This is a genomic window from Paenibacillus sp. FSL F4-0125 (genome assembly GCF_038008565.1).
GTDB lineage: Bacteria > Bacillota > Bacilli > Paenibacillales > Paenibacillaceae > Paenibacillus_AQ.
On record NZ_JBBOZJ010000001.1, the window covers coordinates 2,995,220 to 3,019,467 of the forward strand.

Consider the following 24,248-nt stretch of genomic DNA (forward strand, 5'->3'; position numbering starts at 1 on the left):
GAGATATGAATAGCATCATTATAGAGGTAAAGTACAAGAGGTACATGCAGGCTCCTGAATCCGAGTTAGGGGATTTGACACACGCATAAGCTGCTTTTACAATTGCCTATGAGTTGATAGACAGATGAGAGGAGGCATACGATATGGAAGCTATAGTAAGTCAAGCCTGGCCGGAATGGAGCGGAACGCTGCGGAAGCGGAGCGGGGGTTGGAACAACACCACTTATTTTGTGGAAAATAGTGAGAAACGCGCGGTCCTTCGCATATATGATACGCATAAGGACAGAAATAAAATTGAGTTCGAGCATGCAGTGCTGCAGCAGCTTGGACAACGAGTTTTACGTTTCAAAGTACCTGTTCCTATTCTGACGACTACCGGTGAAACTATGGTTCAGATAGGGGAGAATGGGAAATTCGCCTGCTTGTTCCAATATCTTGATGGTGATTCGCCTATGGAGGAAGAGGGTTCCTATTTAGAATCCTTTGGAGAGGCAACGGGTATTTTATCTGAGGTTCTGTCAGCTATTGATCCCGGTCTTACTCCGGTATACCGCCCCTATTATGAATTACAGACGTCCTATCCGTTATGTAGTGTAGAGGTAATGAGGGAATTGTGCATGAACCCGCCGGAACCTTTTACGGATCTGAGGGATGAGCTGATGATGCTTTTCAACGCTTATGAAGATATTATAGGTTCGCTGAATGAACTGGAGGGACTTCCTCATCAACTGGTACACGGTGACTTAAATGCCTCTAATCTGCTAGTTAATTCAGAGGATCCGGTTCAGGTGTCTTCGCTGCTTGATTTTGAGTTTTGTACATATGATTTGCGGGTTATGGAGCCAGCGGTTATTCTATCCGGGCTGCTTGGACATGCGGAGGCAGAGAAGAAGATTCGTGATTTCTGCCGGGGATTCAGTCGTTATATACGCCTCACCCCAGCTGAAATCAACGCCATTTCAGAGCTGATGATGCTGAGAAAAATCGATGTTTTTCTTCATTTTGTATCCCGTTATCTGGAGGGGACTGATGAATACCAGATCCTGCATGAGCAGACAAAACGGCTCTCTGCAGATTTAATCCAGCTGTCGGCAGGAACAGCAGAAATTCTGGTAATATTGCAAGGAGAGCAGGGAAGTGCAAGGAGGTTATAGCTCATTTCCGTTATAAGGATGAACCGCCGCTCCCTTGCTGTTCAGGATTTCTTTATATACCTCAATCGCCAGCGCCCGTGACTGCTTAAGATCAACGATGGCATATGGTCTAGGCAGATGGATAGCTTTATCGGACAAAACTGCCAGCTCTGGCAGCCAGGTGCGTATATAATCTCCGCTCGGGTCATGAGTCTGGGACTGGGTTACCGGATTCATGATCCTGAAGTAAGGGGAGGCATCGAATCCGAGCGAGGAGCTCCACAGCCAGCCGCCACGGTTCAGCGCATTATCATAATCGCTCAGCTTCAGCCTGAAGTAACGCTCTCCGTAAATAAATGGACAGCCCAGATTTTTGGTAAGAAACATTGCGGTAATCATTCGAAGCCGGTTCGGCATCCATCCGGTTGTGTTCAGTTGGGTCATGGCGGCATCGATTACAGGAATGCCAGTTCTGCCCGAAGACCAAGCCTCAAAGTATTTCGTACCTAACATGCTCAAATCATAAACCTTCTCATAGCTGAAGAAATCAGCATCGAGCCGGGCTTGATACAGATAGAAATCCCGCCAGGCCAGCTGCCGCAGCCATTCTTCCCCGCCTGTTTTTTCTTCCGCCAGCCGGTAATGCACAGTACGTGCTGAAATGGAGCCCGTATTGAGGTACCGGCTGATCCGGCTGGTGCCCTCCAGTGCATACCTATCACGGTTTATGCGATAATCCTGTAAGTGCAAGTCTATAAATTGCTCAAGCGTATCGTGTACATCCATTTTCTTTCTTGAAGGCACTAGCTTTTCAAACTGAAGTTTAATCTCCTCAGGAATCTTGAAATCTTCGGCAATCTTGTCGTCCACTGTAGCCGTTGACAGATCAGCCAAGGTCGAAGAATAAGGCGGATGAAAGCGCTCTGCCAAGTAGCTGCGCCAGCGGCGGTAGAACGGTGTGAATACCTTGAAGGGCTCTCGACGTCCGCACCAATCCATGAAATCTTCCAGATCGCAGAGCATGCTGTCGTGAAAAATGGTGAAACGGATGCGAAGTGAAGCCGACATATCACGCAGGCTCATGTCTCTTTTTAATGCATAAGGGGTGTAATCGGCATGGACCATCAATTCCTGAATTGGGTAGGTTTCGCTCAGCCTCTTGACAATAATATCAGGCTCGCCATAAAGAATATGTAGCTGCTTGTCCTCAGTGGCGTATTCCTGCTGAAGTCTTGAGACCTGCGTAAGGAAGTTTATTCCGCTATGCTCAAGATAACGTTGCTTGCGCAGCAGAAAAGGCTCCAGAATCAACACATGAAGGCTACGGGAGCCAGAAGAACGTATGGCCTCAAAGGCCGGGAGATCGTTAGTCCGAAGATCCTTGCGGTGAATGAAGAGAATCATTTGAAATATTTCCTTTCTGTTAGCTGAGGGAATTAACCGCCTGTCCATAATACGATAGATTTGATGCTTTGGCGATGAGCTGGTCCTGCTGGGGTTAAATTCAGTGGTAAAGTACATCCATTGTTCGGTGAAGCGGCACCTACCCTATGAGGAAGCAAATGATTCCAACGCGTCAAACAAGCTAACCCAGATGTACTCTTGATTAGCTTGTCTGTTCGGTTGTTCATCGTTTAGCATAAGAGTAGAAGGATTACTCCTTCCGCTTTCCGTACTTTTCCTTCCAATAATCAAGCCATTCCGAATAACTCATTCCCTTTATCTCGTATAGTGTTTTTCCTTCTAATGAATACTCTCCACCCACCATGACAAGATTCTTAATTTTGCTTTTTGGAGCTGAGGTTCCGCCTATGACTTTACGATCTACAAGCATAACTATCGCAGAAATAGTATAATCAACCGGGCTAAATTGCTGCTCCAATGGATGATCCTTCACGGTGAATCTATAAGTGACGATCTCTTTCCCGATATAGGCATCTGGTTCCTCCTTCTGAACTGCCCAGAGTCGCATATAATCCAAGTCTTCAAGCATTTTCTGCTCCAATGTATATTTTACGGCCTCTCCTTCGTGGACAACGATCGTGTAACCGAGTGTTTGAATATAAACGGCGGCGATTTGCTCGTCGGTCTTTCCCTCAGAAGAATTCTCATTATTACTGCAACCTATCATCGTCAACAGCACAAGGCTTAGAAGTAGGAATGCTAATATTTTTCGCTTCATAAATTTCGGTCCAATCTCATCGCAATCCTTCTAGAACCCATAAATTCATGTGAAAGTGAGTTTAATGATAGCGGTTTCAAATTAATCTTTTTCACTTTATTTCAAATTCCTCCTTTAGTGAACTATCAGCTGAATAGATATAGATAATAATATCATATAAAGAATTTTATGGTATTTTTCCGATTAAAGTTCTTATCGTGATAATTAAAGAGTTCAAACGCTCTGATCCGTCAAAAGTTTATCTTGGAAATCTTAGGGTGAGACCACGGGGTTTGGAGCAATAATAAGAAGGTACTCAGAATTATGCAGGATTAGGCATTCGTTCAAGGATCCGCCGAAAACATCGTTGTAATTATGCTACCTCCGAAGGAGAACGTGTGGAGAAAAATATATTGAAAAGGGATTTCAAAGCAGATGCTCCCAACCAAAAATGGGTGACAGACTTTCTAGGAACGACAATGAACTGGTTCTCAGAACCTTTCAGCAAGGTTGGAATCAGCATGTCTCGCCGAAGCAATTGTTATGACAATGCCTCAATGGGGAGCTTCTTCTCGCATCTCAAAACGGAAGGACTCTGTCCATGTGATATCCGAAATATGAATGAGGCAAAAAATCCCCCGATTCTTTGTGCCCACTCTGTTGACAACGGTACACTTGCTCTTTTAGTGTAGAATGTGGAAGTTTATTCCACCTAAACTTATTCTAGGATCTATCAGCTAGAAACATAATGGAGAATTGTATGGTTCACCGTATACCTTCATGTCCTTATCATATTCGGCTCAATTTCAAATTTAGAGAGGAGCAACGCCATCATGGATCAAAATATTAAACAAGCGATAGTCAGGGGAGAAACCTCGCTTGGCATCGAATTTGGATCCACACGAATTAAGGCAGTACTGATTGATTACAATTTTGAAACAATCGGTTCCAGTAGCTATGAGTGGGAAAATCAATTGATCGACGGTTATTGGACCTACGATCTCAATGAAGTGATTAACGGGTTGCAAGAAACCTATCGCCAATTAAAGCAAGAGGTTGAGAATAATTATGGCATTACATTGCGAAAAATCGGATCAATCGGATGTTCTGCCATGATGCAGGGCTATATTGCACTTGATCAAGCAGGGGGGCTATTGGTTCCGTTCCGTACATGGCGCAATACCACAACGGGCACTGCTGCATCGGAGCTAACCGAGAAATTCCAGTTTAAAATTCCCCAACGTTGGAGCATCGCACATTTATATCAAGCGATTTTGAACGATGAAGAGCATGTCGCCAGCATAGATTATATTACGACTTTGTCGGGTTACATTCATTGGGCGTTGACTGGCAGCAAGGCTCTTGGTTTGGGGGATGCCTCCGGTATGTTCCCAATCGATGCATCTACGCAACAATATAATGAAGAGATGGTGAAGAAGTTTGACGTTTTAATTTCCGATAAGGGCTACCAGTGGAATCTAAAAGATATTTTACCTAAAGTTTATACTGCAGGTAAACAAGCTGGATATCTCAATGAAGCTGGTGCCTCACTATTAGATCCATCAGGCAGCCTACTAGCAGGTATTCCGCTATGTCCTCCAGAAGGTGATGCCGGGACAGGCATGGTTGCTACGAATAGTGTCAAAAAGTGCGCCGGTAACATTTCCGTAGGTACGTCGATTTTTGCCATGTTTGTACTGGATAAAGATTTGTCCACGGTGTACCCTGAGATTGACATCGTGGCTACACCAGATGGCAGTCCTGTCGGCATGGTTCTTGCTAACAACTGCTCCAGCGATATTAATGCATGGCTCGGCTTGTTCCGTGAATTTTCTGAAGCAATGGGGATGAGGCTCCATACGGACCAATTATTCAGCGTATTGTTTAATAAAGCGATGGAAGCAGACGCCGATGGCGGCGGATTACTGAGCTACGGCTACTATTCAGGCGAGAACATTACCGGGTTTGCCAAAGGTCGTCCGCTGTTTGTTCGTTCTCCAGAAAGCCGCTTCAATCTGGCTAACTTTATGAGAGTACATCTGTTTACTGCATTTGCTGCACTAAGGCTGGGGATGGATATTTTGACACAGAAGGAGCAAGTAACGATTGACCAAATTTTGGCGCATGGCGGATTGTTCAAAACGCCGCTAGTCGGTCAAAAAATATGTGCCGCAGCACTGAATGTTCCTGTTTCGGTCATGCCTACGGCCGGTGAGGGTGGCGCATGGGGGATGGCTGTTTTGGCATCCTATATGGTTAATAAGGAGCAACAAGAGGGTTTGGCAGATTACCTTGCCAATAAAGTGTTTGATGATGCAAAAGCACAAGAGGTTTATCCTGACAGCGCAGATGTGAATGGTTTTGCCTTATTTATGGAGCGTTACACGGAAGGGCTGGCAATCGAGCAGGCAGCGGTAGATCACTTTGTAGAAAATTAAGTAAATGAGATAAATGGGAAGACGCTTTCGGGCTGCTCCCCTTTGCTGTTCTTACGCGTTCCTTGCGAGTAGCGAAGCCAGCAAATACGGTTCCGAGCTAGGTTTGCCGCACTGTGATACCCAGTTCGGAGTCTGTTGTGCCCCGGAGTACCAAAGTTGGGTTCGTAGCGTAAGGTTTGGTGAGCCGGAGTCGTGGAGAGCGAAGTATACGGGAAATGTATTTCATACTAGATCAACCCGGTTTTAGTTTTAGAATGTAATGAATTATATTTACTTAAATAGAAATAAACGCTAGTATATCTACGACTTTAGAAAAAGGTAAATCATTTGGTTTTCATTAAATGTGCGTTATTTTGAATATTTATATAACTCGAAAGGGGTGTTTTATGAAAAAACAGATTCTCGCAATTATGCTGATTATAGCCTTTGTTGTATGCTTACCACTCGTGGCACATGCCGAGACAACTGGTGATGCTTATAGGGAAATAGACGAGTATTTGCAGAGGTCGGCGGAACGTTCAAATATGCCGGGAATGTCTGTGATCATTGTGAATAAGAATAGTGTGCTTTTTTCCAATAATTATGGTAACAGCCACAGTAGTAATACACCGTTTATAATTGGATCTATGAGCAAATCTTTTACGGCAGTTTCAATTATGCAGTTAGTCGAACAGGGAAAAGTCAAACTTGATGATAAAATATCAACGTATCTTCCTTCCGTCACAGACGGTGACAAAATTACCGTTAAGCAACTGCTTAATCATACAAGCGGTTTGGGAGAATATCAAAATATTGCAACTATGGGAATAACGAATTCTTACGGCACCCATCAATATGCCAATGTAAACTACTCTCTTCTCGGGAAAATAATAGAATCTGTAAGTGGAGTAAGTTATGAGGATTATGTAACCGAAACTATCTTTAGACGACTTAAGATGGAGCACAGTGCAGCTTCGTTTAAAAAAAGTAAAGAGAATGGATTGATTGACGGTTACCGCAATTACTTTGGTATTCCTGTAGCCGGTGAGCCGGATTACCCTGATGAAAACTCATGGGGGCTGGTCTCCGCGGGATTTATCAGCTCCAGTGCTTCTGATATGGGGAAATACTTGCAGATGTATTTGAACGGCGGTAAGAACGTGATTACGGCGAAAAGCGTAGACACCATTTTTTATGACAATGTGAGTATGGCAGACGGATTCTATTCGTATGGAATGGGTTGGATATTAACCCATCAAACCTACGAGCCTATTTTGTGGCATGGTGGATTGGTTGAGAACTACATTTCTCAGATGTATATATTACCGAACAGAGAAATTGGTATTGTGCTGTTGATGAATATGAATGACTACTTTGTAACCCAAAAAATGGTGGAAACAATAAGCGGCAGTTTGGTCAATATGATGACGGGAAGTTATCCTATTGAGATAAGCAAAGTGACATACCGGAACTCTCATCTGTTGCTTGATGGAATTTACATGGCAATTGTTATCGTTGCAATTTTACCTCTTTTGTTTTTGAAACGCTACAACAAAAAATTATCTCCCCATAAAAAAATCAGAACACTTTTGGGGATAACAATATTACACATTGTCTTTCCGACAGTTATACTTTTGTTTCCAAAACTCATAGAAATACCACTTTGGGTGTTTCGAAGCTTTGCTCCGGACTTGTACCTTGTCTTGGTGACAAGTGCTACACTTTTATATATTGGCGGAGTTATAAAAGGAATGTTATTTTCACACCAATTTCTTAAATATAGGCACAATAATATCTAAGTTAAACAAGCGATCAACGAGATAAAGGCTTAATCGCCTGCTCCATGATCGCTTGCCTATATTTTTATATACAGCATTTTCCTCTATTCGGGTCTAAATTGAAAATTAGAGTTTATCAAAATGATATTTCTTCACGAACTCTGTTCTCAATTCTCTTGCAATTCTTATTCTTCCCCAGTCGCCACCGGATTCTCCTCATAACTAATCCAATCACTCCAGCTCCCCGCATACAGCTTCACATTCCTGAACCCAGCTTTTCCAAGCGCGAGCACATTCGGGCAGGCACTTACACCTGAACCATGGTACCCCCCCTTAGGAGATGAACTGCTAGAATGATCCTATTTGGCAGCTTCTGCTTCTTCATAGATGAGGCACCGAAGAGTCTGATCTGGGTAGCGTAACTCTGCAGTATAACTGCTGCCGTCTTCGAGCAACATTTTGACCGCTACCATGCCGCGCTTATTATTTACGTCAGTGTCTGTCAGGGAAGCCATGGCGATTTTCCGGGTTTCACCTTGTCTGTCTGTAACTATTTTTGTAGCCTCGTTAATCCAGGTTGCATCCTTTTGGACAGCGATGGCAGCTTCAGCATTGATTGGGGTTCTTGTGAGTGAAAAATTAGCTGCGGTCGTATCTACTACCGTCCGGGTGGAGGGATCAATTATTACGGTATATTGCCAAAATTCCTTGCCTTGTCCTCTTAAGGTGTTGGTTTTATAAGGGGTGAATATTACCATCCAGGTCTTTTTCTTAGATAGCATGGATTCTCCTGGGCTTGCTTTTACTTCAAGCTTGGAGACGTCAGCTCCGAATATTTTTCGCACACTTGAAGCTGCCATGGCAACGGCGTTGGTCTGGCTCAAATTCCCTGTGTCTGGAGGGGTTACAATATTCCTCTTGGACAAGGCATAGACCTCCCGGTAGAACCAGTCAATATATTGTAACAGTTCCTCGTCAGTCAATGTCCGATTCGGATACTTGAGCGTGTTTTTCTCCAAGTCAAAATAAAACTCCGCTTGTCCCGATTTTAACGGGAACAGCTGCTTGGGACGAAGGCCGTCATACACATACTGGTCTTCCAATATCAGCCTCCGGTTTATTTCATCCTCGGTCATCTCCCTTCCGATGGTGATAATTTCGTTATTGGGCTTGTCCGCAAAATCATAAATTTGCTGCATTTCTTCTTGGGTCATCAGCTGCTCTAGATCTCTGTTCACAGTAGATATCGGAGCTTCTGCTTCCACTTTTAGTACGGGTGCCTTGCTGCTAGTCAAGGTTGGATTGCCCGGGGCTTGTACTGCAGAAATGCTCTTGGCGACGGTGGTATTCACAAATCCTGGGACAATCATTGCGCTTACCGCCAGCACGCTTCCTGAGACCAAGAGTACAGCGAGTGTAGCGGAAATCTTGTTGTTCTTCATTTAACTTAACCTCCATTGGGATCGGATGATGATGAATCTTCCTAACCTTAATCCAAGGATGTTATGGAGTAGGAGGGCAGTTGTTATAGAGTTGTAAAAAGAGTCTGATGCTAGTTCCCTCGCCGAGGACAGAGTTTAAGGACAGTCTGGCCTTATGCGCTTCAGCAATTTGCCGACATAGGGATAATCCTAGGCCTGCGCCGCCATATTCACGTGAACGAGCCTGATCTCCCCGGTAGAACGGTTCAAACACACGTTTAGCCATCTCTGTTGTGATTCCGGTTCCCGTATCACGGATTTCTAGCACGGCTTCTCCATCCAGTTCATAGGCCAGCATGTGGATTTCGCTGCCTTGCTTAGAGGCGTGAATCGCATTCTCAACCAGATTTACCAATAATGAAGCTAGTAAATCGGGATCTCCCCAGACATTTGGAATCGTATGGTGGACATGAAATCTTATGCCAGTATCCTTCAATTTTGGGCGCTCTATCTGTTGGATAGCTTTAAATAGTACTGAAATATTCACCTGCTGAAGTGCCAAAGGCTGATGCCGGAGGACAGTTAAATCCAGTAACTTGAAGGCCAGATTTTTGAGACGGAGGGTTTCACTAAGAATATAGCCACCCGCAGTTTGCTGTTCTTCTTGTCCAATATTGGCCGTGGTCAGAAACTCGGCGAACCCCTGCATGCTGGTCAAAGGCGTGCGCAACTCGTGGGCTAAATTATCCACCATCCTTTGTTTCTCTTCAGCCATGTCCGAGAGTTCGGTAACCCTCTGCTCCACGGCCTCCGCCATCCGGTTGAAGTTCAGGGCCAGTTCGCCAAATTCATCTTTGCTGCGCAGCTGCACCCGTTTCGTATAGTCGCCTTCGGCGATTGTTTTGCTAGTCTCTGACAGGAGCTTTAGCGGTTTGCTTAGATGCCGGATTAGAAGATAAAGAAGCAGCAGCAGAACGGGGCCCGCGATCCAATTAATCATTATAAAAAAGCGGTTCAGTTCCTGTTGCTTGTTGAAGAGCTCACTGATATCACGCTGATAGACAAGCAGCAAATGCTGGTAAGGAGCAGGAAGCTGAGTGGAGAGCTGAATAGAGCGTTCGTCTACGGATTCAGACTGACCGCCGTTTCCCACATTAGATTTCCCGAACTGTCCTTTTTGGGGAGGGTAAATGATGAGGTCATTCTCCCATAGTTGCAAATAGATTCCCTGCTTACGGTAGTAATCTCCATAGGACTCAGAGACGCTGGCCAGTAGAATAGGGGTCAATGCCGTTCCCCGCGCTTGGATAGAATTAAGGTTCTCATAAATATTGTTGGCGATTAACATTTGTTCACTGGATGCTCTCTGCATTTCACTGTTCATGTTTAGCTGCCAGCTTTTTTTCATCACCATAATGACACTTACATCCAGAGCGGCAATAAAGAGAGCAAGTACCGACAGCAGAATCTTATGCCAGAATCTCATGATCAGCTCTGAACTTCCAGGCGGTAGCCTAGCTTGAAAATGGTTTTGATCCGTTCTTCCCAGCCCAGCTTTTTACGTAGCTGCCGGATGTGAACATCCACGGTGCGGGTGTCGCCTTCAAAATCATAGCCCCATGCCAATTCCAGCAGCTTTTCTCTCGACAATGCAATATTCCGGTTCCGAATTAATACCTCAAGAAGCTCGAATTCCCTAACGGTCAAATCAACCGGTGCCTGATCTACTAAAACTTGCCGTTCCAGGTAACGCACCTCAACATTATCGCAAATGAAGCTGGAAGTGCCTTTTTCACCCCTGCGCAGGACTACATTGATTCTTGCCAACAATTCAAGGATTTCAAAAGGTTTAATGATATAATCATCGGCGCCCAGCTCGAAGCCTTTAATGCGGTCAGCCAAAGAATTCTTGGCGGTGATCAAAATCACTGGAACCTGCATATGTGCAATCCGTTGCATCACCTCAAAACCATCCAGTTCCGGAAGCATAACATCCAGCAGAATCAAATCTGTTTTTTCACGTTCCAGAATTTCGAAAACCTCCGGTCCACGGTAAGCCTTATTATATGTATGACCAACCAGCTTGAGGTTCATTGTAATTAAATCATTGATCGCTCGTTCATCTTCTACTACCAATATATTTGCCATTTCGTATTTCTCCTCCTAGTACCTTGCTCACTAAGTGCCACTTCCGTTATACACTATATACAACTAGAGGAAGGATTGTCCAGATGGCTGGTAGTTTCATCAGGCGATAATATCTACTAGAATAGATAAGTATGTGCTGAACTGTTACCTTAACAGTACAAACTGCTGTTGATTTCGAACCCATCTGAGAAACTCCAGTGTATGGTATACGGGCCAACTCCACACCGCCAGCACATTCGGGCAGTCGTGACGCACAGGAGATAGCTCTGTACTCAATGGTTTACTTGGCACAGACAAGGTTAGCGTCATAGAGCGATATCCTCAGGTTGCTGGATTATACGAACGTCTGGATTTTAGAGCGTTTGCTTCGGAGGCCGGCAGAGAACGGATTGTACGTAAAAAGCTGCCCGTTATTTCCCGGGCAGCCACTCATATTCTTACGCGTACGTTTTCTGAGATCAAGCCGTTTGCGCCTCATGTTTATGAGCTGTTCCAGTGTCTTCTTTTTCCGTGGATCCGTTGTCTTGACGCTTAACTGCTTCTTCGTCTCGTACCCCATTCAATTCATGTTCGTTCTGATGAAATTCCTTGAGTATGTTCTGGTAAATATGAGCCTCTTGAAGGTTCAGTCCGTCGCGATTTTCTTTCAAAACCCAGTTCTCGACCGTTTTCTTTAAGATTTCGCTCTTTCGTTCCAGCAGTTCCGTATAACTCAATTTACTTCATCCTTTCCGATTCATGGTTTCAAACGCCGGATGGACTTTGTTTACTTGGCATTTCGTGCGTTTAACATCACATCCGACGTAACGTTTACCATTATACAGAAAACCCTGGTCTAACCCAACGCGGACCAACCGTCCTCAGATAGGGTGAGCACTACTCAGAATGGAACGGGAGTCCTCAGCGGTCCGTTTCGCAGAAGTGCGGCCGGATACTCCAGTATGCTGACAGTTGCTTCTCTTACATATAATCGTTTAATCAGATATCACGCACGTGCTTTTAACTCTAATCTTCCTCGAGAGCAACCGTAATCCCCATTCGAAACCCGAAACCCAATCACTTAACTTACTGCATACCGATGTATATTGGTATATCCGGCCTTCTCCTGTCTCCTCCAGCGATAATACCCTCGGGCGGCCAGCTGATGAAGATGAAAAGTAAACCCAAAGGTGGATAAGATGAAATATGCGATATGAAAATGTATGAATAGTGAAATTATTAATTGTTTTGAATGATCCTGCCGATTTCTTATTGTGCATTCTAAGGATAATGTGGCACACTATGTATAAATAAAACCAAACGAGGCAAAGAATGCCCCGTCTCCTTTCCTTTTGGAATAGAGGCGGGGTTTTGTATGATTAGAAACATATTTCGTTGCAGAGCGAGGGATAAGTAATGGGTTTCGAGAGGGAGCATAATGAATGGTTATGTAATCATCTTAAACAAAGGAAGGGAGAGCGGCTCGATGCACTTAAACGCGGTCATGGTTATGGAAACCGCTTGTTTGTCGAGCGGGTGTGGTGGCCTTTAGCCGGACATTTTCACGGATTACACCCAGAATATGAAGTTAAGGATTGGCGCGGCAGATCCTATTTTGTGGATATTTTGTGGGAGATCGGAGCCTCGCGTATTGCATTTGAGATCATGGACTATGGCTCACATGGAACGGATCGTAGCAAATACCGGATGGACTTGAACCGAGGGCTTTTTCTACAGTCTCAAGACTGTACGGTGCTCTATATCTCGCTGGATGAGATAAAAGAAAATCCATCCTTCATTCTCTCCGCGCTGCGGAACATTCTCTTTCCTTATTTGTTAGCTGATAAGTCTGCGAAGACAACCGCTGAGAGAGCCTATTCCAGAATTGAGCGCGATCTGATGCGGGCAGCTATCCGGCACCATCGTGTCCTACGCCCGGCTGATGCCGCAAGAGAGCTGGAATTGCACACGGTGACGATCATTAAATACTGCCGTCAGCTGGTGGATAAAGGTAAATTTCGCCCGGTGGCAAGAGGTTCATCTCAGCGGATCATTTACTATGAATATATTGGTACGCTACAAAGTCCGGATTTGGTTTGAAGATGAAGGACATCGTGAGAATGTGAATGGAAATCCGAATACAATGTGCCGACGGTAACGTAAATGAGCCAAATGTATGCAAAAACCGAATACAATGTGCCGCCAGAAACGTCAATGAGCCAAATGTATGCGAAAAACCGAATACAATGTGCCGCCGGTAACGTAAACGAGGCAAATGTATGCGAAAAACCGAACACAATGTGCCGCCGGCAAGCTGAACGAGGCAAATGTATGCGAAAAACCGAACACAATGTGCCGACGGTAGGTAAACGAACCAAATGTATGCGAAAAACCGAATACAATGTGCCGACGATAACGTAAATGAGCCAAATGTATGCGAAAAACCGAGTACAATGTGCTGCCGGCAAGCTGAACGAGGCAAATGTATGCGAAAAACCGAATACAATGTGCCGCCGGCAAGCTGAACGAGGCAAATGTATGCGAAAAACCGAACACAATGTGCCGCCGGCAAGCTGAACGAGGCAAATGTATGCGAAAAACCGAACACAATGTGCCGCCGGAGGTAAACGAGCCAAATGTATGCGAAAAACCGAATACAATGTGCTGCCGGCCAGCTGAACGAGGCAAATGTATGCGAAAAACCGAATACAATGTGCCGCCGGTAACGTAAACGAGCCAAATGTATGCGAAAAACCGAGTGCAATGTATTTCCAGTATGGTAAATCGGGCCTCTGCTTTCCAGGGAATCACAAGAATCTGCGCCGCAGATTCTTTATTCTATTCTTCCCCAGTAGCCACCGGGTTCTCTCCGTACGAAATCCAATCACTCCAACTACCCGCGTACAACTTCACATTCCTAAACCCAGCTTTTCCGAGCGCGAGCACATTCGGGCAAGCACTTACACCTGAACCACAGTACACAATAACTTCTTGCTCAGGATCAATACCCTCATAATGCTTTTTCAGCACCTCAGTTGATTTCCAGCATCCTTGCTCATCAAGAACATCTTTCCAGAACTTATTGATCGCCCCAGGAATATGACCTGCCTTTGGATCAATAGGTTCTTCAAGCCCTTGATAACGACGAGCTTCACGGGAGTCGATCAACATTGCACCACCGTCAATGTTGTTAACAACATTCAGCACATCTTCCATGCTAACAAGCATGTTCTTCTGAACATCTGCTTCATACTGGCTAGGAATCCGAACCGCTTGATGATCACTGACGGGGAAGGATGCTTTTTTCCAAGCAGAGTAGCCTTCATCCATTACAAACACACGTTCATGCCCCAAATATTTAAGCATCCACCACAGACGGGAAGCGTAGGCACCACCTTGATCATCATAAGCTACAACAATACTTTCTCTGTTAATGCCAACCTTGCTAAGAACGGCGGTTAGCTTCGAGATTTCTGGTAGGGGGTGGCGTCCACCGTGTGCTCCTACTGGAGCGGAGAGTTGTTCTTCTAGATGCAAATAGATTGCGCCGGGAATATGATCTTCTGTATAGGCTTTACGCCCAGCTTCCGGATCCGTAAGTAAAAAACGGCAATCGACTATAACCAGTTCAGGTTCGTATAACCGAGCAAGCAGCCATCGGGTAGAAACAATTGGTTCCATAAAGTTACCTTCTTTCTATTAATATGTATGGAGTCATTATAGCGGAAAATAATTGAGGACGCACCTTAAGCTTATAGCTTAAACTGCGTCCTCAAGTGATTAAATCAAACGATATCCTGAAGGCAAGCTACCAGTGCGTTGTATGGCGCGAACCTGCGCCGGAGTCAGCCACTGATTGCTTGAAATGAGCGATTCGACATCTCCTCTGCGGAGAAAGTCATCCAGTTCGCGAATGATGCGGTTACCACGCAGAATTACGAAATTGTCACGGAAGCGAGAACGATCGAACAGCACAAGCGTAGCGTTCGGATTCGTGGAGAAAAAGCGTAAGCTTTCTATTCCAGTAAGGACTGTATCAATATCTGCAATGCCCAGGTTGCCGCGATAGGTTCTGCGGAGCCCACGAAAGTTCTCCTCACTATATACTCTTAATCTGGGATAGACTATAGACGCTGCTTTTATGGTTACTATATTTTATCTCTCCTTGTTGGATTGACTTAGCAGGTGAATCCACTAACTATTTGACCTCACAAGATAACTTGGAAAAAAGGAGTAACCTGGGCTCTAGCTCCAGATTGCTCCTTTCTTGTTGAATGGAAATGTTAGATCAAGCGATATCCCGAAGGCAAGTTACCACTGCTGCGGATATTGCGGATTTGTTCGAGTGTTAATCTTTGATTGCTTGAAATAATAGATTCCACATCATTGCCGGAAATGAAGTCGTCCAAATCACGAATACTGCGGTTTCCACGGAGCACACGGAAGTTTCCTCTAAACCGAGTTCTAGTGAACAATACCAACGTTGCATTGCTGCTAGTAGAGAAGAATCGAAGACTCTCGATACCATCTAAAATGTTGTCCGTATTACGAATGCCAAGGTTCCCGGTAAAAATAGTGCTGCTTCCTCTAAAGTTTTCTTCATCGTACACGGTCAAGCGCGGGAAAGTCTGAGATACATGAACTTCTTTTTTCATTTGTCATTCCTCCTTTGCTATCTAATCTATGTTCATTTCAATTTTTGGTTTGGCAGATAGTCTAATAGAAAGCCCTTCTTTTTGGAAATTCATAATTTTGTGCTTTACATCAACATTGCATTAGTGTACTATTCAACTATAACACCGACACAATAAAATGAAATCATCAATAATAAAAAGATGGCAGGGAGGATTATTATGAATCCAGGGAGTAACGAACAGATGCAAGATTCAATCGTGCTGCAAATGAACGGGGTAAGCAAGATCATAAAAGGGAAATCCATTGTGGATAAATTGACATTTGATATCCGTAAGGGAGAAATAGTCGGTCTACTGGGTCCAAATGGTGCGGGTAAAACAACGACAATTCGGATGATGACGGGATTAATACGGATGAGTGAAGGTGATGTGATCGTTCAAGGTCACAGTGTAAAGAGTGATTTTAACAAAGCCATTGGCCACATTGGAGCGATTATTGAAAATCCAGAGTTCTATCCGTATATGACAGGGCTTGATAATCTAAAACAATACCAGAGAATGACAGATAATATTGAAACTGGTAGAATCGAAGAGGTTGTGGAATTGGTAGGGCTACAGGAAGCAATGAATAAGAAAGTGAAGGCCTATTCGCTGGGTATGCGTCAACGTCTTGGGATTGCTCAGGCGTTACTAAACCGACCAAAGTTATTGATTCTAGATGAACCTACGAACGGTCTTGACCCAGCAGGCATACGAGAAATGCGTGATTATATGCGTAGGATTGCTGAGGTTGAAGGGATTTCGATTCTAATATCCAGCCACTTACTGACTGAAATTGAACAAATTTGTCACCGAGCCATCGTGATTCAGAACGGCAAGCTGGTGACCGTTACAGCGATTGGTGGGGAGCAGGAAGCTACAGCAGAAGTGAAGCTAACGATTCGCGTAGCCTCTGTTGAATCAGCAATAATTCTCTTGGGTAGGTTAGAATACGCAGATCTATTAACTATGGATAGTGCTCGTTCTGAGGTGACGATAAGTCTGCATGATAGTAGAGTGCCGGAGCTAGTGTCTGCTTTTAGTGATAAAGGAGTAGGCATTTTCCGGATTACAGAGAATAAACAAAGCTTAGAGGAAGATTTCTTGAAATGGACTGGAGGGAACCGAATTGCGTAGTTTTAATCATTTGGTAGTTAATGAATGGCTCAAGCTCTCGAAGAAACGTACGTTTTTCGTACCCTATTTAATATTAATCTTATTGTCCCTACTATTAGGTTACATTGTACATTCCGTGTCACCCGAGATGTTCGGATCAGCGTATGAGTTCTCATCCGCAATGCTGCTTTCTCAAGGGATTGGGCAAGTTATTACCATTCTTACAATCATCGGAACAGCGGGTGTTGTCTCAAAAGAATATAGTCAGGGCACTATCAAATTTCTTCTAATCCGTGCGAGAAGCCGTACAGCAATACTTGCATCCAAATATGTTGTTGTGCTGATTTACGCGTTCTCAGTGGCAGTTATCGGTATGCTGGCGGTTTTTGCAGCAGGTGCTTTATGGTTTGGCTTTAGTGGTGGTGAGGCTGGTATTCGTGAGATGCTAACCAGTTTAATGTATAACTCTGTAAGTACAGTTGTATATTCAACCCTTGCTTTTATGATTGGAATATTGACGACTTCAACGGGCGTAACCATCGGGGTTACAATGTTTATGCTGATGATAGATAAATTGATCATTTTCCGTGAGTTCTATAAATATGTATTATTCCCGAACCTGAATTTAGCTGCTTATGAAGGTGGAGGAGCACCTATGCCTGGAATGACGCTGACCTTTTCCATTGTAATGCTAGTCTTATACTCAGTTGTCTTTCTACTTATAGGCTTTTCCGTCTTTAGACGAAGGGATGTTGCTTAAATATGACAATCGAATTCGATAACAACCTGCCAATTTATATCCAGATCATGAATTACATCAAAGGTGAAATCGTCACAGGCAAGCTGAAGCCAGGAGATAAAATTCTCTCGGTCCGTGAACTCGCCAGTGAGTTACAAATTAATCCGAATACGGTACAAAGAACCTTTCAGGAACTGGAGCGTGAAGAAATCGTGGAGACCCGGCGTGGAATGGGAAGATACGTCACTAGTAATGAAGGAACTATTTTGACCATCAAAAAAGAAATGGCAAAAGATGTGCTGGATCGTTTCATTCGTGGTATGCAGGATCTTGGTTTTCAAGGTGAAGATATTTTAGCGGCAGTAGCGGAGAGTATCCGAGACAGGGATGAAGAATAGGGGGATAAGCAAGTTGGAAAATATACTTGAGGTTCATGACGTTACTAAAAAATATAGATCAAAGCATGCTCTTCGCGGTGTATCTTTTAATCTGAGTGCGGGTAAGATCACGGGACTGCTAGGCAGTAACGGCAGCGGCAAAAGCACACTAATGAAAATCATCGCAGGACTTACACAGCCTACCTCTGGTCGTGTATCCATTATAGGGGGTTCAATAGGCGTAGACAGTAAAGCAGTAGTGTCATTTATGCCGGATAAACCGCTAACAGAATCATGGATGAGTGTTACAGATGCTCTGAAGTTCCAAAGTGATTTCTATCCGGATTTTGATCAGACGAAGGCTTCACGAATGTTGGAGTTTATGAAGCTAAGAAGTCAAGATAAGGTAAAGGATCTATCCAAAGGCATGAATGAACGTTTACAGCTTACACTTGCCTTATCACGCCGAGCTAGCCTTTATTTACTGGATGAGCCAATCGGTGGAGTAGATCCAGTAGCTAGAACTAAAATTCTTAACGCGTTAGTAGAGTTTTATGAGGAGGACAGCACCATACTCTTATCAACTCATTTAGTATCCGATATTGAGCGGATCTTTGATGATGTGATTTTTATTAAAGAAGGAGAAATTGTGATGCATACGGGGGTAGAGGATATCCGGCTTCGCCATGGCAAAAGCATAGACGAAATGTTCAGAGAGGTGTACGCAGAATGCTAAAGCTAGTGAAGTATGATTTTAGACGGGATAGGGATAAGTTTCTTGCTGTTTTTGTTATCACCATTCTTGTGCAGCTTGTGATAGGATTTACTGTTCGTTCAGATCAAGAGATGTTCATGATGAACATCACTTCCTATGCCGTAGCAGGTGTAGTGCTTCTCTTTTTTAGTCTGCGCACCTTCGGTCAGAACCTGAGATTATTCAATCGTAGGCTTGTGCCAGTACCAGTCCTGTACACCGTTCTCTCACCGATAATGCTGTTTTTAGGTTCGTTACTCTGTTTATTTCTAGTCGCTTATACTCATTTAGCAGTAGATATTATGATGTTTTCAACTTCATTTTTGCCGGAAAAATTTTGGCTGATTTCCGCCTATACAGTGCTAATAGTCTTTTGGGCTTCCGCCTACTCTATGTTACTCGTGATGTTCTCCATGACCGTTGCAATGAGTGTGAGAGTGAAAGGAAGAGTATGGATTGGGATAGCTGTTTTTTTTGTAATACAGTATATAATTTCTTTATTAGAAACATCGATGTTCGATCATAAAAATATTACTTTGGAAAGAGCTTTTCGATTTGAAGTGACGGATGAGGCTACTAAATTAAATAATATTGATACCTCTCAGTATGTTCTTGGTTTACTTCCTACCCTGTTCGAAGCTGTGATTATTGTGATTCTAGTATTTGCTATTGTTAAACTCGTTAAGAAAAGAGTGGAGTTATAGAAGTCTAAATTGTATAGATTTTTAGAACGAAGGCAGAGCGATTTAGCTTTGCCTTCGTTTTTATGCAAAAAAAGACGCCTTTCCATGAGAAGGGCATCGGTTATGTAGAATTCTACAGGCCCTCTACATCATTTAGAGAAGCTGTCCATATTTCAAGTTCTTTTAGCAACCGTTCTTCTTCGTCTTCTCTCAATCTAAGCTTAACTCCGTATTGGTACTGGCCGAGTCCAAACATCCAGCCCCAACGGACGCTGCCCACGAGTTGAAGCTTTTCTTCATTTAATTGAAGATGAATCACTAGCTTTGTATCGCCTGCTGTAAATCTAAGATTTAGAGGGGTACGCACTTTGCAGCCAGATCGGCTAAGATCAAGCAACACGGCTTCTGTTAACTTTCCGGCACCCGGACCAATACTACTTGTTGGAACTTCAATCCAGCATTCAAGCGGCTGGTTCATCACATAACGGAATGGTTCTTTCCTGCTGGACACATCCATAATTTCCCTCCATATCGTTTATTTGCAATTATATCGAAAGAGATTGTTGAGAACAATCTACTAAAGTGCTATTTTTAATAAGAATAAATTTATTTAATCCTAATGAAGGTGATGAGACTCAACATGTACCAATACCTTAATGAAACGTTCCAACAACACAATTTTGACCAAGGAAGTCTGCAGGACGGGGAACTAAATAACTGTACATTTGAGCAGTGTTCCTTCAAAGGAAGCTCTATGGAAGAAATGACGTCCATCGGATGCCGATTTATAGATTGCGATTTTACTGGAGCCATGCTCAATGCATCTCACCATAAAGGTTCAGCTTTTACTAACTGTAAGTTCACTGGTGCGAATCTGTTCGTATCGAAATTTGAAGATTGTAAAATGGTAGGATCTGATTTCTCAAATGCTTATATGGACGGGATCACACTTATCGGCGGGGACTGGTCTTACACGAACCTTAGACATACTAATCTTAGCAGACAGGATCTGCGCGGAATTCGATTTACTGAAGCTGATCTAATGGGCTGTAATTTACAAAAAAGTGATCTTCGAGGGGCCGATTTGAGCCGTGTACAGTTATCTCAATGCAAGCTAAAAGGGGCTGACCTACGGGACGCTATTGTTGAGGGGATTGATTTAAAAAGTTTGGATCTACAAGGAGTTCGTATGGATATAGATCAGGCCGTACTGTTAGCACGCTCTTTTGGAGCTAAGGTAGGTAACTAGGAATAGGGGCATCAGCTGCTAATGTTGTAGCGGTTGATGCCCCTTTAGTTTGTTATCAAGAAAAACATATGCACATTGTATGAAACTTCTTATGTATATTTACTTTCTTAACAGTTAACGCAGTCGTTTTCTGGGCTTAGCCCACCATTTAATCCAAAGAAAACCTTCGTCATCACGGAAAAACTTAATGCCTACCCAGCGCAAGGGTGTCCATAGTTCTCTAAAATAATATGAAGGCATAGTCTATTAGACCCTCCTATATAGTCAATTAATACTATATGTTACGCTATTTTTAATGAAACTTCAAGATAATTTTACTTATAATTACATATTATGAATCTACCAGAAATAAATTTCTCCTGTGAGCAGGACTAATAGCCCTATGTGAGTTGCATGCTTCATTTATTTCTTTTCAGCTACTTATGTCATATTCGAATTATCAAATACGCACGCGCTATTTGAGCGCGCGTTTTGACGTTTATTTTTAATGGAATCTAGCAATGACGCTCTATTAGTAGGGATATGCACAAGCATTTCATTATGCTCAGCATTTAATAAAAGGAGAGGAAGTGATGAAATGACGGAGACAGAGTTTATTGCGAAGATCGCAAATTTTGCTGAAAAGGACATGCAGATTAGTAAGGTTCCAGCATCGCTAACGATAGCTCAAGCGGCGCTAGAATCGGGCTGGGGCAGCAGCGGGTTGACTGTTAAGGCCAACAATTTGTTTGGAATCAAAGGCAGCGGACCAGCTGGTAGTATTACTGTGCAAACTACTGAATATGTTAATGGTAAAGCTGTTAAAGTAGAAGCTCCTTTTCGGGCCTATAACAACTGGGGAGAATCTGTCGTGGATCATTCCGCGTTGATTGTGAATGGTGTTTCGTGGAATCGTAACCTTTACAGCAAAGTGCTTGGTGCAAGTGGCAAGGTTGCCGCACAAGAGATTGCTGCCGCTGGCTATGCTACCGACCCAAACTATGCAGCAAAGCTAATCCAAATCATGAATACCTACAATCTGTATAAATATGATGAAGAAGCCAAGGAAGGTGATGACGAAATGTCGGCAGAGGATAAACAAAAGCTGGTTAGTCTGGAAACAGAAATAAAAGAATTGCGTGCGCTTATAGTGAGCCTTACGGATAGCAAGGATACGCTAAAAACAGGTGTGCAGGAGCAAGGTCAATCGATTACTAAGCTTTCGGATCGAGTGACTCTAATTGAAGGTCGAGCAGTGATGAATGTACCCCCATGGGCTGAAGCGGCAGTAAAGGCAGCGAGTGCTGCAGGGCTGCTAGATACACCGTCAGGTGGGAGTTATGACTTCTATCGCATAATAACAGTGTTGAACCGTGCAGGCTTACTTGTTCCTGGTAGTGGAAAATGAAATAAGGAGGGTTAAACACCATGTATAATGATGCTCTCAACAGTGTGCTTGCCTTTGCTTCCGTGCTGGCTGTTTTCGTAATGGCACTTGTACAACTTGTGAAGAATAGCGTGAAACTTCCGCGCAATATTGTACCGGTTGTTGGATTAGCTATTGGCTTGCTGGTTGGAGCAGTTGCTTATCCGTTCACTGATATGAACCTTATTCTTCGGCTATGGGCTGGGGGGCTAGCAGGGCTTTCGGCGACGGGGTTATTTGAGCTTGCTTTTAACAAAAGGGATGGTACGAAAACAGATGATAAATGATTTAGTCGTATTCATTTTTTTGAGAATCAAACCTTTCTCACTGGTAAAATGACTGCGCATTCTATCAAGATGACTAATATATTATAGTATGAAAAAAAAGGAGGTGTAAATATGGGAACTTATCTTGACGCTAGAACATCACAAAATGCCAGTCTCGCCAATTCGATAGCTATTCCGATTACGGTTATAAACACGCCACAGTTGTTTGGACAAATTGGTTTGTTAACCGCAGGAGTGACTACGAACCCACGTGTGCTGCTTAAAGGGACAATTTCTGTTACTCTTCCACTGGCATTGGTAGGAATCACAATTACGATTGTAAGGGGAACCTTGCCAACCGATCCGCTTATATATTCTGCTACTTCAACTTTTGGTCTAAGTATATTGGCTCCGCAAGTCATAACTTTTTCAGCAGACGACTTCTTACCTGCAATCACGCCTCAACTCACTTATACGGCATTTGTTTCCTCTAATCTTCTCGGCACAGTTCGTGTGGGTCCAGAAAGCTTTGACGGTATTTTAGTTTCCGATTAGAATCTTTACACTAACCTCGCGCAGTTGGCGGGGTTATATTTTTTACCGTTCGCCCAATCTTCCGAGGGGGTTAACACATATCCTGTGGTGTATTCTACAATACGGAGGAGGTCTTCACATGGGAGCTGAATTTGGTCATGTCGGTGGTGCTTTTACTAGTACTGGCGCAATCTTAGTATTATTTATCTTGTTAGTAATTATTACGAGCGCATGCATATTCTAGAGATATAAAAAGTCTGCTTCTGGCATTCATGCTGGAAGCAGACTTTTTAATGGTATTATGCCGTTTTATCTAGATGAATTAACAAATAAAAGTGGATTGAAGTACATAGGGGAACAAAACTAGGATTTTGAAGATTCAAATATACATGTTATCTTAGTTTGATAACATAAATGAATACTGTTAAATATTATTTAGGAGAGAGAGTTTTGAAGAATAAAATGCTGATCGGGATTTCTTCCATTGTTGTAGTGTTAATTATTATCGTAACGGTTGGAAGCTTTTATTTCTATCATGTCGCCATTGCACGTGCCTCAAAGGACTTTTTAGATGAGAGTCCAGATCTGCAATCAAGTCCGGAAGTGGAACAATCTAAAGATACCTCACAAGCAGATAAAGAGTGGTGGAACAACCAGCACTTCGACAGGTGGGAGATGGATTCCGATGACGGGATTCATCTTAAGGGGTACTACTTAGCAGCTCCTGTGCAATCTGATAAGATGGTAATCATTGCGCATGGTTATGCTGGAAATGCGACTCAGATGAGTGGATATGCCAGAATGTATTATGAAAGACTAGGATATAATATTTTACTGCCAGATGCTAGAGGACATGGGGACAGCGGTGGTAATTACATCGGGTTCGGCTGGCCGGAGCGCAAGGATTATTTAAAGTGGATTCAACGAGTCTTGGAAGCGAATGGTGAGAAGACACAAGTGGTGCTTCATGGTGTTTCCATGGGGGGAGCTACGGTCATGATGACAAGTGGGGAAGAGCTGCCACCTAATGTTAAGGCAATTGTAGCGGATTGTGGTTATACATCTGTGAAGGACGAGCTTACGTTCCAACTGAAGAGAATGTACCATTTACCGGCGTTCCCGATTGTGGACACGACCAGTATGCTGACAAAAATTCGCGCAGGCTATACCTTTAATGAAGCCTCAGCATTAGAACAGGTAAAGAAATCTGTAACCCCGACACTGTTTATTCATGGTGATAGTGATACCTTCGTTCCTACGGAGATGGTACATACCCTGTATGAGAATAGTCCGGTGGAGAAGGAGCTATATATCGTTCCTAAAGCGGGTCATGGTGAAGCTTTCCGTATGGACCCGGTCAAATATGAGAGCGTAGTTACAGAGTTCGTTGGGAAATTTATAGAGTAAGTGTCTGT

Annotated in this window: 26 protein-coding genes and 1 pseudogene; 16 read left to right on the forward strand and 11 right to left on the reverse strand. The window is 43.5% G+C overall.

The genetic code is table 11. From position 1 onward, the window contains the following. Nucleotides 1-143: 143 nt before the first annotated feature. Nucleotides 144-1,154, forward strand: a complete 1,011-nt coding sequence (locus tag NST74_RS13000; RefSeq protein ID WP_341112400.1) for a phosphotransferase — start codon at nt 144-146, stop codon at nt 1,152-1,154. Here the strand turns inward: NST74_RS13000 and NST74_RS13005 are convergent. From NST74_RS13005 to NST74_RS13015, 3 genes are read right to left on the reverse strand one after another with little or no spacing between them, the layout of a single operon-like run. Continuing rightward, nucleotides 1,149-2,537: a cryptochrome/photolyase family protein gene (locus tag NST74_RS13005; RefSeq protein ID WP_341112401.1), complete on the reverse strand. Its 1,389-nt coding sequence runs from the start codon at nt 2,535-2,537 to the stop codon at nt 1,149-1,151. The genes NST74_RS13000 and NST74_RS13005 overlap by 6 nt on opposite strands. 32 nt (nt 2,538-2,569) lie before the next feature. Further along, complete coding sequence (locus NST74_RS13010) at nt 2,570-2,764, reverse strand: hypothetical protein (protein WP_341112402.1); 195 nt, start codon at nt 2,762-2,764, stop codon at nt 2,570-2,572. 23 nt (nt 2,765-2,787) lie between these two features. Further along, nucleotides 2,788-3,315: a hypothetical protein gene (locus NST74_RS13015; protein ID WP_341112403.1), complete on the reverse strand. Its 528-nt coding sequence runs from the start codon at nt 3,313-3,315 to the stop codon at nt 2,788-2,790. 812 nt (nt 3,316-4,127) lie between these two features. On the opposite strand from NST74_RS13015, the gene NST74_RS13020 reads away from it, so the two are divergent. Beyond that, the gene (locus tag NST74_RS13020) at nt 4,128-5,732 is read left to right on the forward strand and encodes a xylulokinase (protein WP_341112404.1); all 1,605 of its coding nucleotides are present in this window, start codon (nt 4,128-4,130) and stop codon (nt 5,730-5,732) included. 386 nt (nt 5,733-6,118) lie between these two features. Beyond that, complete coding sequence (locus NST74_RS13025) at nt 6,119-7,510, forward strand: serine hydrolase domain-containing protein (RefSeq protein ID WP_341112407.1); 1,392 nt, start codon at nt 6,119-6,121, stop codon at nt 7,508-7,510. A gap of 164 nt (nt 7,511-7,674) precedes the next feature. On the opposite strand, the pseudogene NST74_RS13030 reads toward NST74_RS13025, so the two are convergent. The 5 genes and pseudogenes from NST74_RS13030 to NST74_RS13050 all read right to left on the reverse strand — a co-directional run. Continuing rightward, a pseudogene (locus NST74_RS13030) lies at nt 7,675-7,815 on the reverse strand (sulfurtransferase); the annotation flags it as partial. 33 nt (nt 7,816-7,848) lie between these two features. Continuing rightward, on the reverse strand, nt 7,849-8,931 hold the full coding sequence (locus NST74_RS13035) for a hypothetical protein (protein ID WP_341112409.1): 1,083 nt from the start codon (nt 8,929-8,931) through the stop codon (nt 7,849-7,851). Between the two features lie 61 nt (nt 8,932-8,992). Next, a complete protein-coding gene (locus NST74_RS13040; RefSeq protein WP_341112411.1) occupies nt 8,993-10,396 on the reverse strand; it encodes a sensor histidine kinase in 1,404 nt (467 codons plus the stop codon). A 2-nt stretch (nt 10,397-10,398) separates the two neighbouring features. After that, nucleotides 10,399-11,058, reverse strand: a complete 660-nt coding sequence (locus tag NST74_RS13045) for a response regulator transcription factor (protein ID WP_341112412.1) — start codon at nt 11,056-11,058, stop codon at nt 10,399-10,401. Nucleotides 11,059-11,516: 458 nt separating this feature from the next. Continuing rightward, nucleotides 11,517-11,774 (reverse strand): hypothetical protein, encoded by a 258-nt coding sequence (locus NST74_RS13050; RefSeq protein ID WP_341112413.1) that lies wholly within the window; start codon nt 11,772-11,774, stop codon nt 11,517-11,519. Between the two features lie 679 nt (nt 11,775-12,453). On the opposite strand from NST74_RS13050, the gene NST74_RS13055 reads away from it, so the two are divergent. Together NST74_RS13055 and NST74_RS13060 are read left to right on the forward strand one after the other, a co-directional pair. Beyond that, complete coding sequence (locus tag NST74_RS13055) at nt 12,454-13,137, forward strand: hypothetical protein (RefSeq protein ID WP_341112415.1); 684 nt, start codon at nt 12,454-12,456, stop codon at nt 13,135-13,137. 63 nt (nt 13,138-13,200) lie between these two features. Next, entirely contained in the window at nt 13,201-13,458 is a 258-nt protein-coding gene (locus NST74_RS13060) for a hypothetical protein (protein WP_341112417.1), read from the forward strand. A gap of 417 nt (nt 13,459-13,875) precedes the next feature. Here NST74_RS13060 and NST74_RS13065 read toward each other — a convergent pair whose 3' ends face one another. Together NST74_RS13065 and NST74_RS13070 are read right to left on the reverse strand one after the other, a co-directional pair. Continuing rightward, entirely contained in the window at nt 13,876-14,718 is an 843-nt protein-coding gene (locus NST74_RS13065; RefSeq protein WP_341112419.1) for a sulfurtransferase, read from the reverse strand. 602 nt (nt 14,719-15,320) lie between these two features. Continuing rightward, nucleotides 15,321-15,692 (reverse strand): hypothetical protein, encoded by a 372-nt coding sequence (locus NST74_RS13070; RefSeq protein ID WP_042127173.1) that lies wholly within the window; start codon nt 15,690-15,692, stop codon nt 15,321-15,323. A 198-nt stretch (nt 15,693-15,890) separates the two neighbouring features. On the opposite strand from NST74_RS13070, the gene NST74_RS13075 reads away from it, so the two are divergent. Genes NST74_RS13075 through NST74_RS13095 form a run of 5 tightly spaced genes read left to right on the forward strand, consistent with a single transcriptional unit; the run spans nt 15,891 to nt 19,400 of the window. Then, entirely contained in the window at nt 15,891-16,847 is a 957-nt protein-coding gene (locus tag NST74_RS13075; protein WP_341112420.1) for an ABC transporter ATP-binding protein, read from the forward strand. Then, complete coding sequence (locus NST74_RS13080) at nt 16,840-17,586, forward strand: ABC transporter permease (protein WP_341112422.1); 747 nt, start codon at nt 16,840-16,842, stop codon at nt 17,584-17,586. Before NST74_RS13075 ends, NST74_RS13080 begins: the two co-directional genes overlap by 8 nt. 2 nt (nt 17,587-17,588) lie before the next feature. Next, nucleotides 17,589-17,963: a GntR family transcriptional regulator gene (locus tag NST74_RS13085; RefSeq protein WP_042127176.1), complete on the forward strand. Its 375-nt coding sequence runs from the start codon at nt 17,589-17,591 to the stop codon at nt 17,961-17,963. Nucleotides 17,964-17,976: 13 nt separating this feature from the next. Next, a complete protein-coding gene (locus tag NST74_RS13090) occupies nt 17,977-18,678 on the forward strand; it encodes an ABC transporter ATP-binding protein (RefSeq protein ID WP_341112424.1) in 702 nt (233 codons plus the stop codon). Next, on the forward strand, nt 18,672-19,400 hold the full coding sequence (locus NST74_RS13095; protein ID WP_341112425.1) for a hypothetical protein: 729 nt from the start codon (nt 18,672-18,674) through the stop codon (nt 19,398-19,400). Before NST74_RS13090 ends, NST74_RS13095 begins: the two co-directional genes overlap by 7 nt. A 112-nt stretch (nt 19,401-19,512) precedes the next feature. On the opposite strand, the gene NST74_RS13100 is transcribed toward NST74_RS13095, so the two are convergent. Continuing rightward, nucleotides 19,513-19,896 (reverse strand): PilZ domain-containing protein, encoded by a 384-nt coding sequence (locus NST74_RS13100; RefSeq protein ID WP_076118264.1) that lies wholly within the window; start codon nt 19,894-19,896, stop codon nt 19,513-19,515. Nucleotides 19,897-20,019: 123 nt separating this feature from the next. Here NST74_RS13100 and NST74_RS13105 point away from each other — a divergent pair, with 123 nt between their 5' ends. From NST74_RS13105 to NST74_RS13130, 6 genes are all read left to right on the forward strand, one after another. After that, nucleotides 20,020-20,628 carry a pentapeptide repeat-containing protein gene (locus tag NST74_RS13105; RefSeq protein ID WP_341115885.1) on the forward strand — a complete coding sequence of 203 codons (609 nt, stop codon included), beginning with the start codon at nt 20,020-20,022 and terminating at the stop codon, nt 20,626-20,628. 577 nt (nt 20,629-21,205) lie between these two features. Next, nucleotides 21,206-22,015 (forward strand): glycoside hydrolase family 73 protein, encoded by an 810-nt coding sequence (locus tag NST74_RS13110; protein WP_341112427.1) that lies wholly within the window; start codon nt 21,206-21,208, stop codon nt 22,013-22,015. A 20-nt stretch (nt 22,016-22,035) separates the two neighbouring features. Then, complete coding sequence (locus NST74_RS13115; protein ID WP_042127188.1) at nt 22,036-22,320, forward strand: holin; 285 nt, start codon at nt 22,036-22,038, stop codon at nt 22,318-22,320. A gap of 111 nt (nt 22,321-22,431) precedes the next feature. Beyond that, nucleotides 22,432-22,854: a hypothetical protein gene (locus tag NST74_RS13120; RefSeq protein ID WP_341112428.1), complete on the forward strand. Its 423-nt coding sequence runs from the start codon at nt 22,432-22,434 to the stop codon at nt 22,852-22,854. A gap of 118 nt (nt 22,855-22,972) precedes the next feature. Beyond that, nucleotides 22,973-23,077, forward strand: a complete 105-nt coding sequence (locus NST74_RS13125; RefSeq protein ID WP_081389784.1) for a sporulation protein YjcZ — start codon at nt 22,973-22,975, stop codon at nt 23,075-23,077. 206 nt (nt 23,078-23,283) lie between these two features. Next, on the forward strand, nt 23,284-24,240 hold the full coding sequence (locus NST74_RS13130) for an alpha/beta hydrolase (RefSeq protein WP_341112429.1): 957 nt from the start codon (nt 23,284-23,286) through the stop codon (nt 24,238-24,240). Nucleotides 24,241-24,248: the final 8 nt, after the last annotated feature.

What these genes read in the sequence shown, in the direction of transcription:
- NST74_RS13000 (WP_341112400.1), top strand. Translation starts at nt 144, where the DNA reads ATGGAAGCTATAGTAAGTCAAGCCTGGCCGGAATGGAGCGGAACGCTG.
- NST74_RS13005 (WP_341112401.1), bottom strand. Translation starts at nt 2,537, where the DNA reads ATGATTCTCTTCATTCACCGCAAGGATCTTCGGACTAACGATCTCCCG.
- NST74_RS13010 (WP_341112402.1), bottom strand. Translation starts at nt 2,764, where the DNA reads ATGAACAACCGAACAGACAAGCTAATCAAGAGTACATCTGGGTTAGCT.
- NST74_RS13015 (WP_341112403.1), bottom strand. Translation starts at nt 3,315, where the DNA reads ATGAAGCGAAAAATATTAGCATTCCTACTTCTAAGCCTTGTGCTGTTG.
- NST74_RS13020 (WP_341112404.1), top strand. Translation starts at nt 4,128, where the DNA reads ATGGATCAAAATATTAAACAAGCGATAGTCAGGGGAGAAACCTCGCTT.
- NST74_RS13025 (WP_341112407.1), top strand. Translation starts at nt 6,119, where the DNA reads ATGAAAAAACAGATTCTCGCAATTATGCTGATTATAGCCTTTGTTGTA.
- NST74_RS13035 (WP_341112409.1), bottom strand. Translation starts at nt 8,931, where the DNA reads ATGAAGAACAACAAGATTTCCGCTACACTCGCTGTACTCTTGGTCTCA.
- NST74_RS13040 (WP_341112411.1), bottom strand. Translation starts at nt 10,396, where the DNA reads ATGAGATTCTGGCATAAGATTCTGCTGTCGGTACTTGCTCTCTTTATT.
- NST74_RS13045 (WP_341112412.1), bottom strand. Translation starts at nt 11,058, where the DNA reads ATGGCAAATATATTGGTAGTAGAAGATGAACGAGCGATCAATGATTTA.
- NST74_RS13055 (WP_341112415.1), top strand. Translation starts at nt 12,454, where the DNA reads ATGGGTTTCGAGAGGGAGCATAATGAATGGTTATGTAATCATCTTAAA.
- NST74_RS13060 (WP_341112417.1), top strand. Translation starts at nt 13,201, where the DNA reads ATGAGCCAAATGTATGCAAAAACCGAATACAATGTGCCGCCAGAAACG.
- NST74_RS13065 (WP_341112419.1), bottom strand. Translation starts at nt 14,718, where the DNA reads ATGGAACCAATTGTTTCTACCCGATGGCTGCTTGCTCGGTTATACGAA.
- NST74_RS13070 (WP_042127173.1), bottom strand. Translation starts at nt 15,692, where the DNA reads ATGAAAAAAGAAGTTCATGTATCTCAGACTTTCCCGCGCTTGACCGTG.
- NST74_RS13075 (WP_341112420.1), top strand. Translation starts at nt 15,891, where the DNA reads ATGAATCCAGGGAGTAACGAACAGATGCAAGATTCAATCGTGCTGCAA.
- NST74_RS13085 (WP_042127176.1), top strand. Translation starts at nt 17,589, where the DNA reads ATGACAATCGAATTCGATAACAACCTGCCAATTTATATCCAGATCATG.
- NST74_RS13095 (WP_341112425.1), top strand. Translation starts at nt 18,672, where the DNA reads ATGCTAAAGCTAGTGAAGTATGATTTTAGACGGGATAGGGATAAGTTT.
- NST74_RS13100 (WP_076118264.1), bottom strand. Translation starts at nt 19,896, where the DNA reads ATGGATGTGTCCAGCAGGAAAGAACCATTCCGTTATGTGATGAACCAG.
- NST74_RS13105 (WP_341115885.1), top strand. Translation starts at nt 20,020, where the DNA reads ATGTACCAATACCTTAATGAAACGTTCCAACAACACAATTTTGACCAA.
- NST74_RS13110 (WP_341112427.1), top strand. Translation starts at nt 21,206, where the DNA reads ATGACGGAGACAGAGTTTATTGCGAAGATCGCAAATTTTGCTGAAAAG.
- NST74_RS13115 (WP_042127188.1), top strand. Translation starts at nt 22,036, where the DNA reads ATGTATAATGATGCTCTCAACAGTGTGCTTGCCTTTGCTTCCGTGCTG.
- NST74_RS13120 (WP_341112428.1), top strand. Translation starts at nt 22,432, where the DNA reads ATGGGAACTTATCTTGACGCTAGAACATCACAAAATGCCAGTCTCGCC.
- NST74_RS13125 (WP_081389784.1), top strand. Translation starts at nt 22,973, where the DNA reads ATGGGAGCTGAATTTGGTCATGTCGGTGGTGCTTTTACTAGTACTGGC.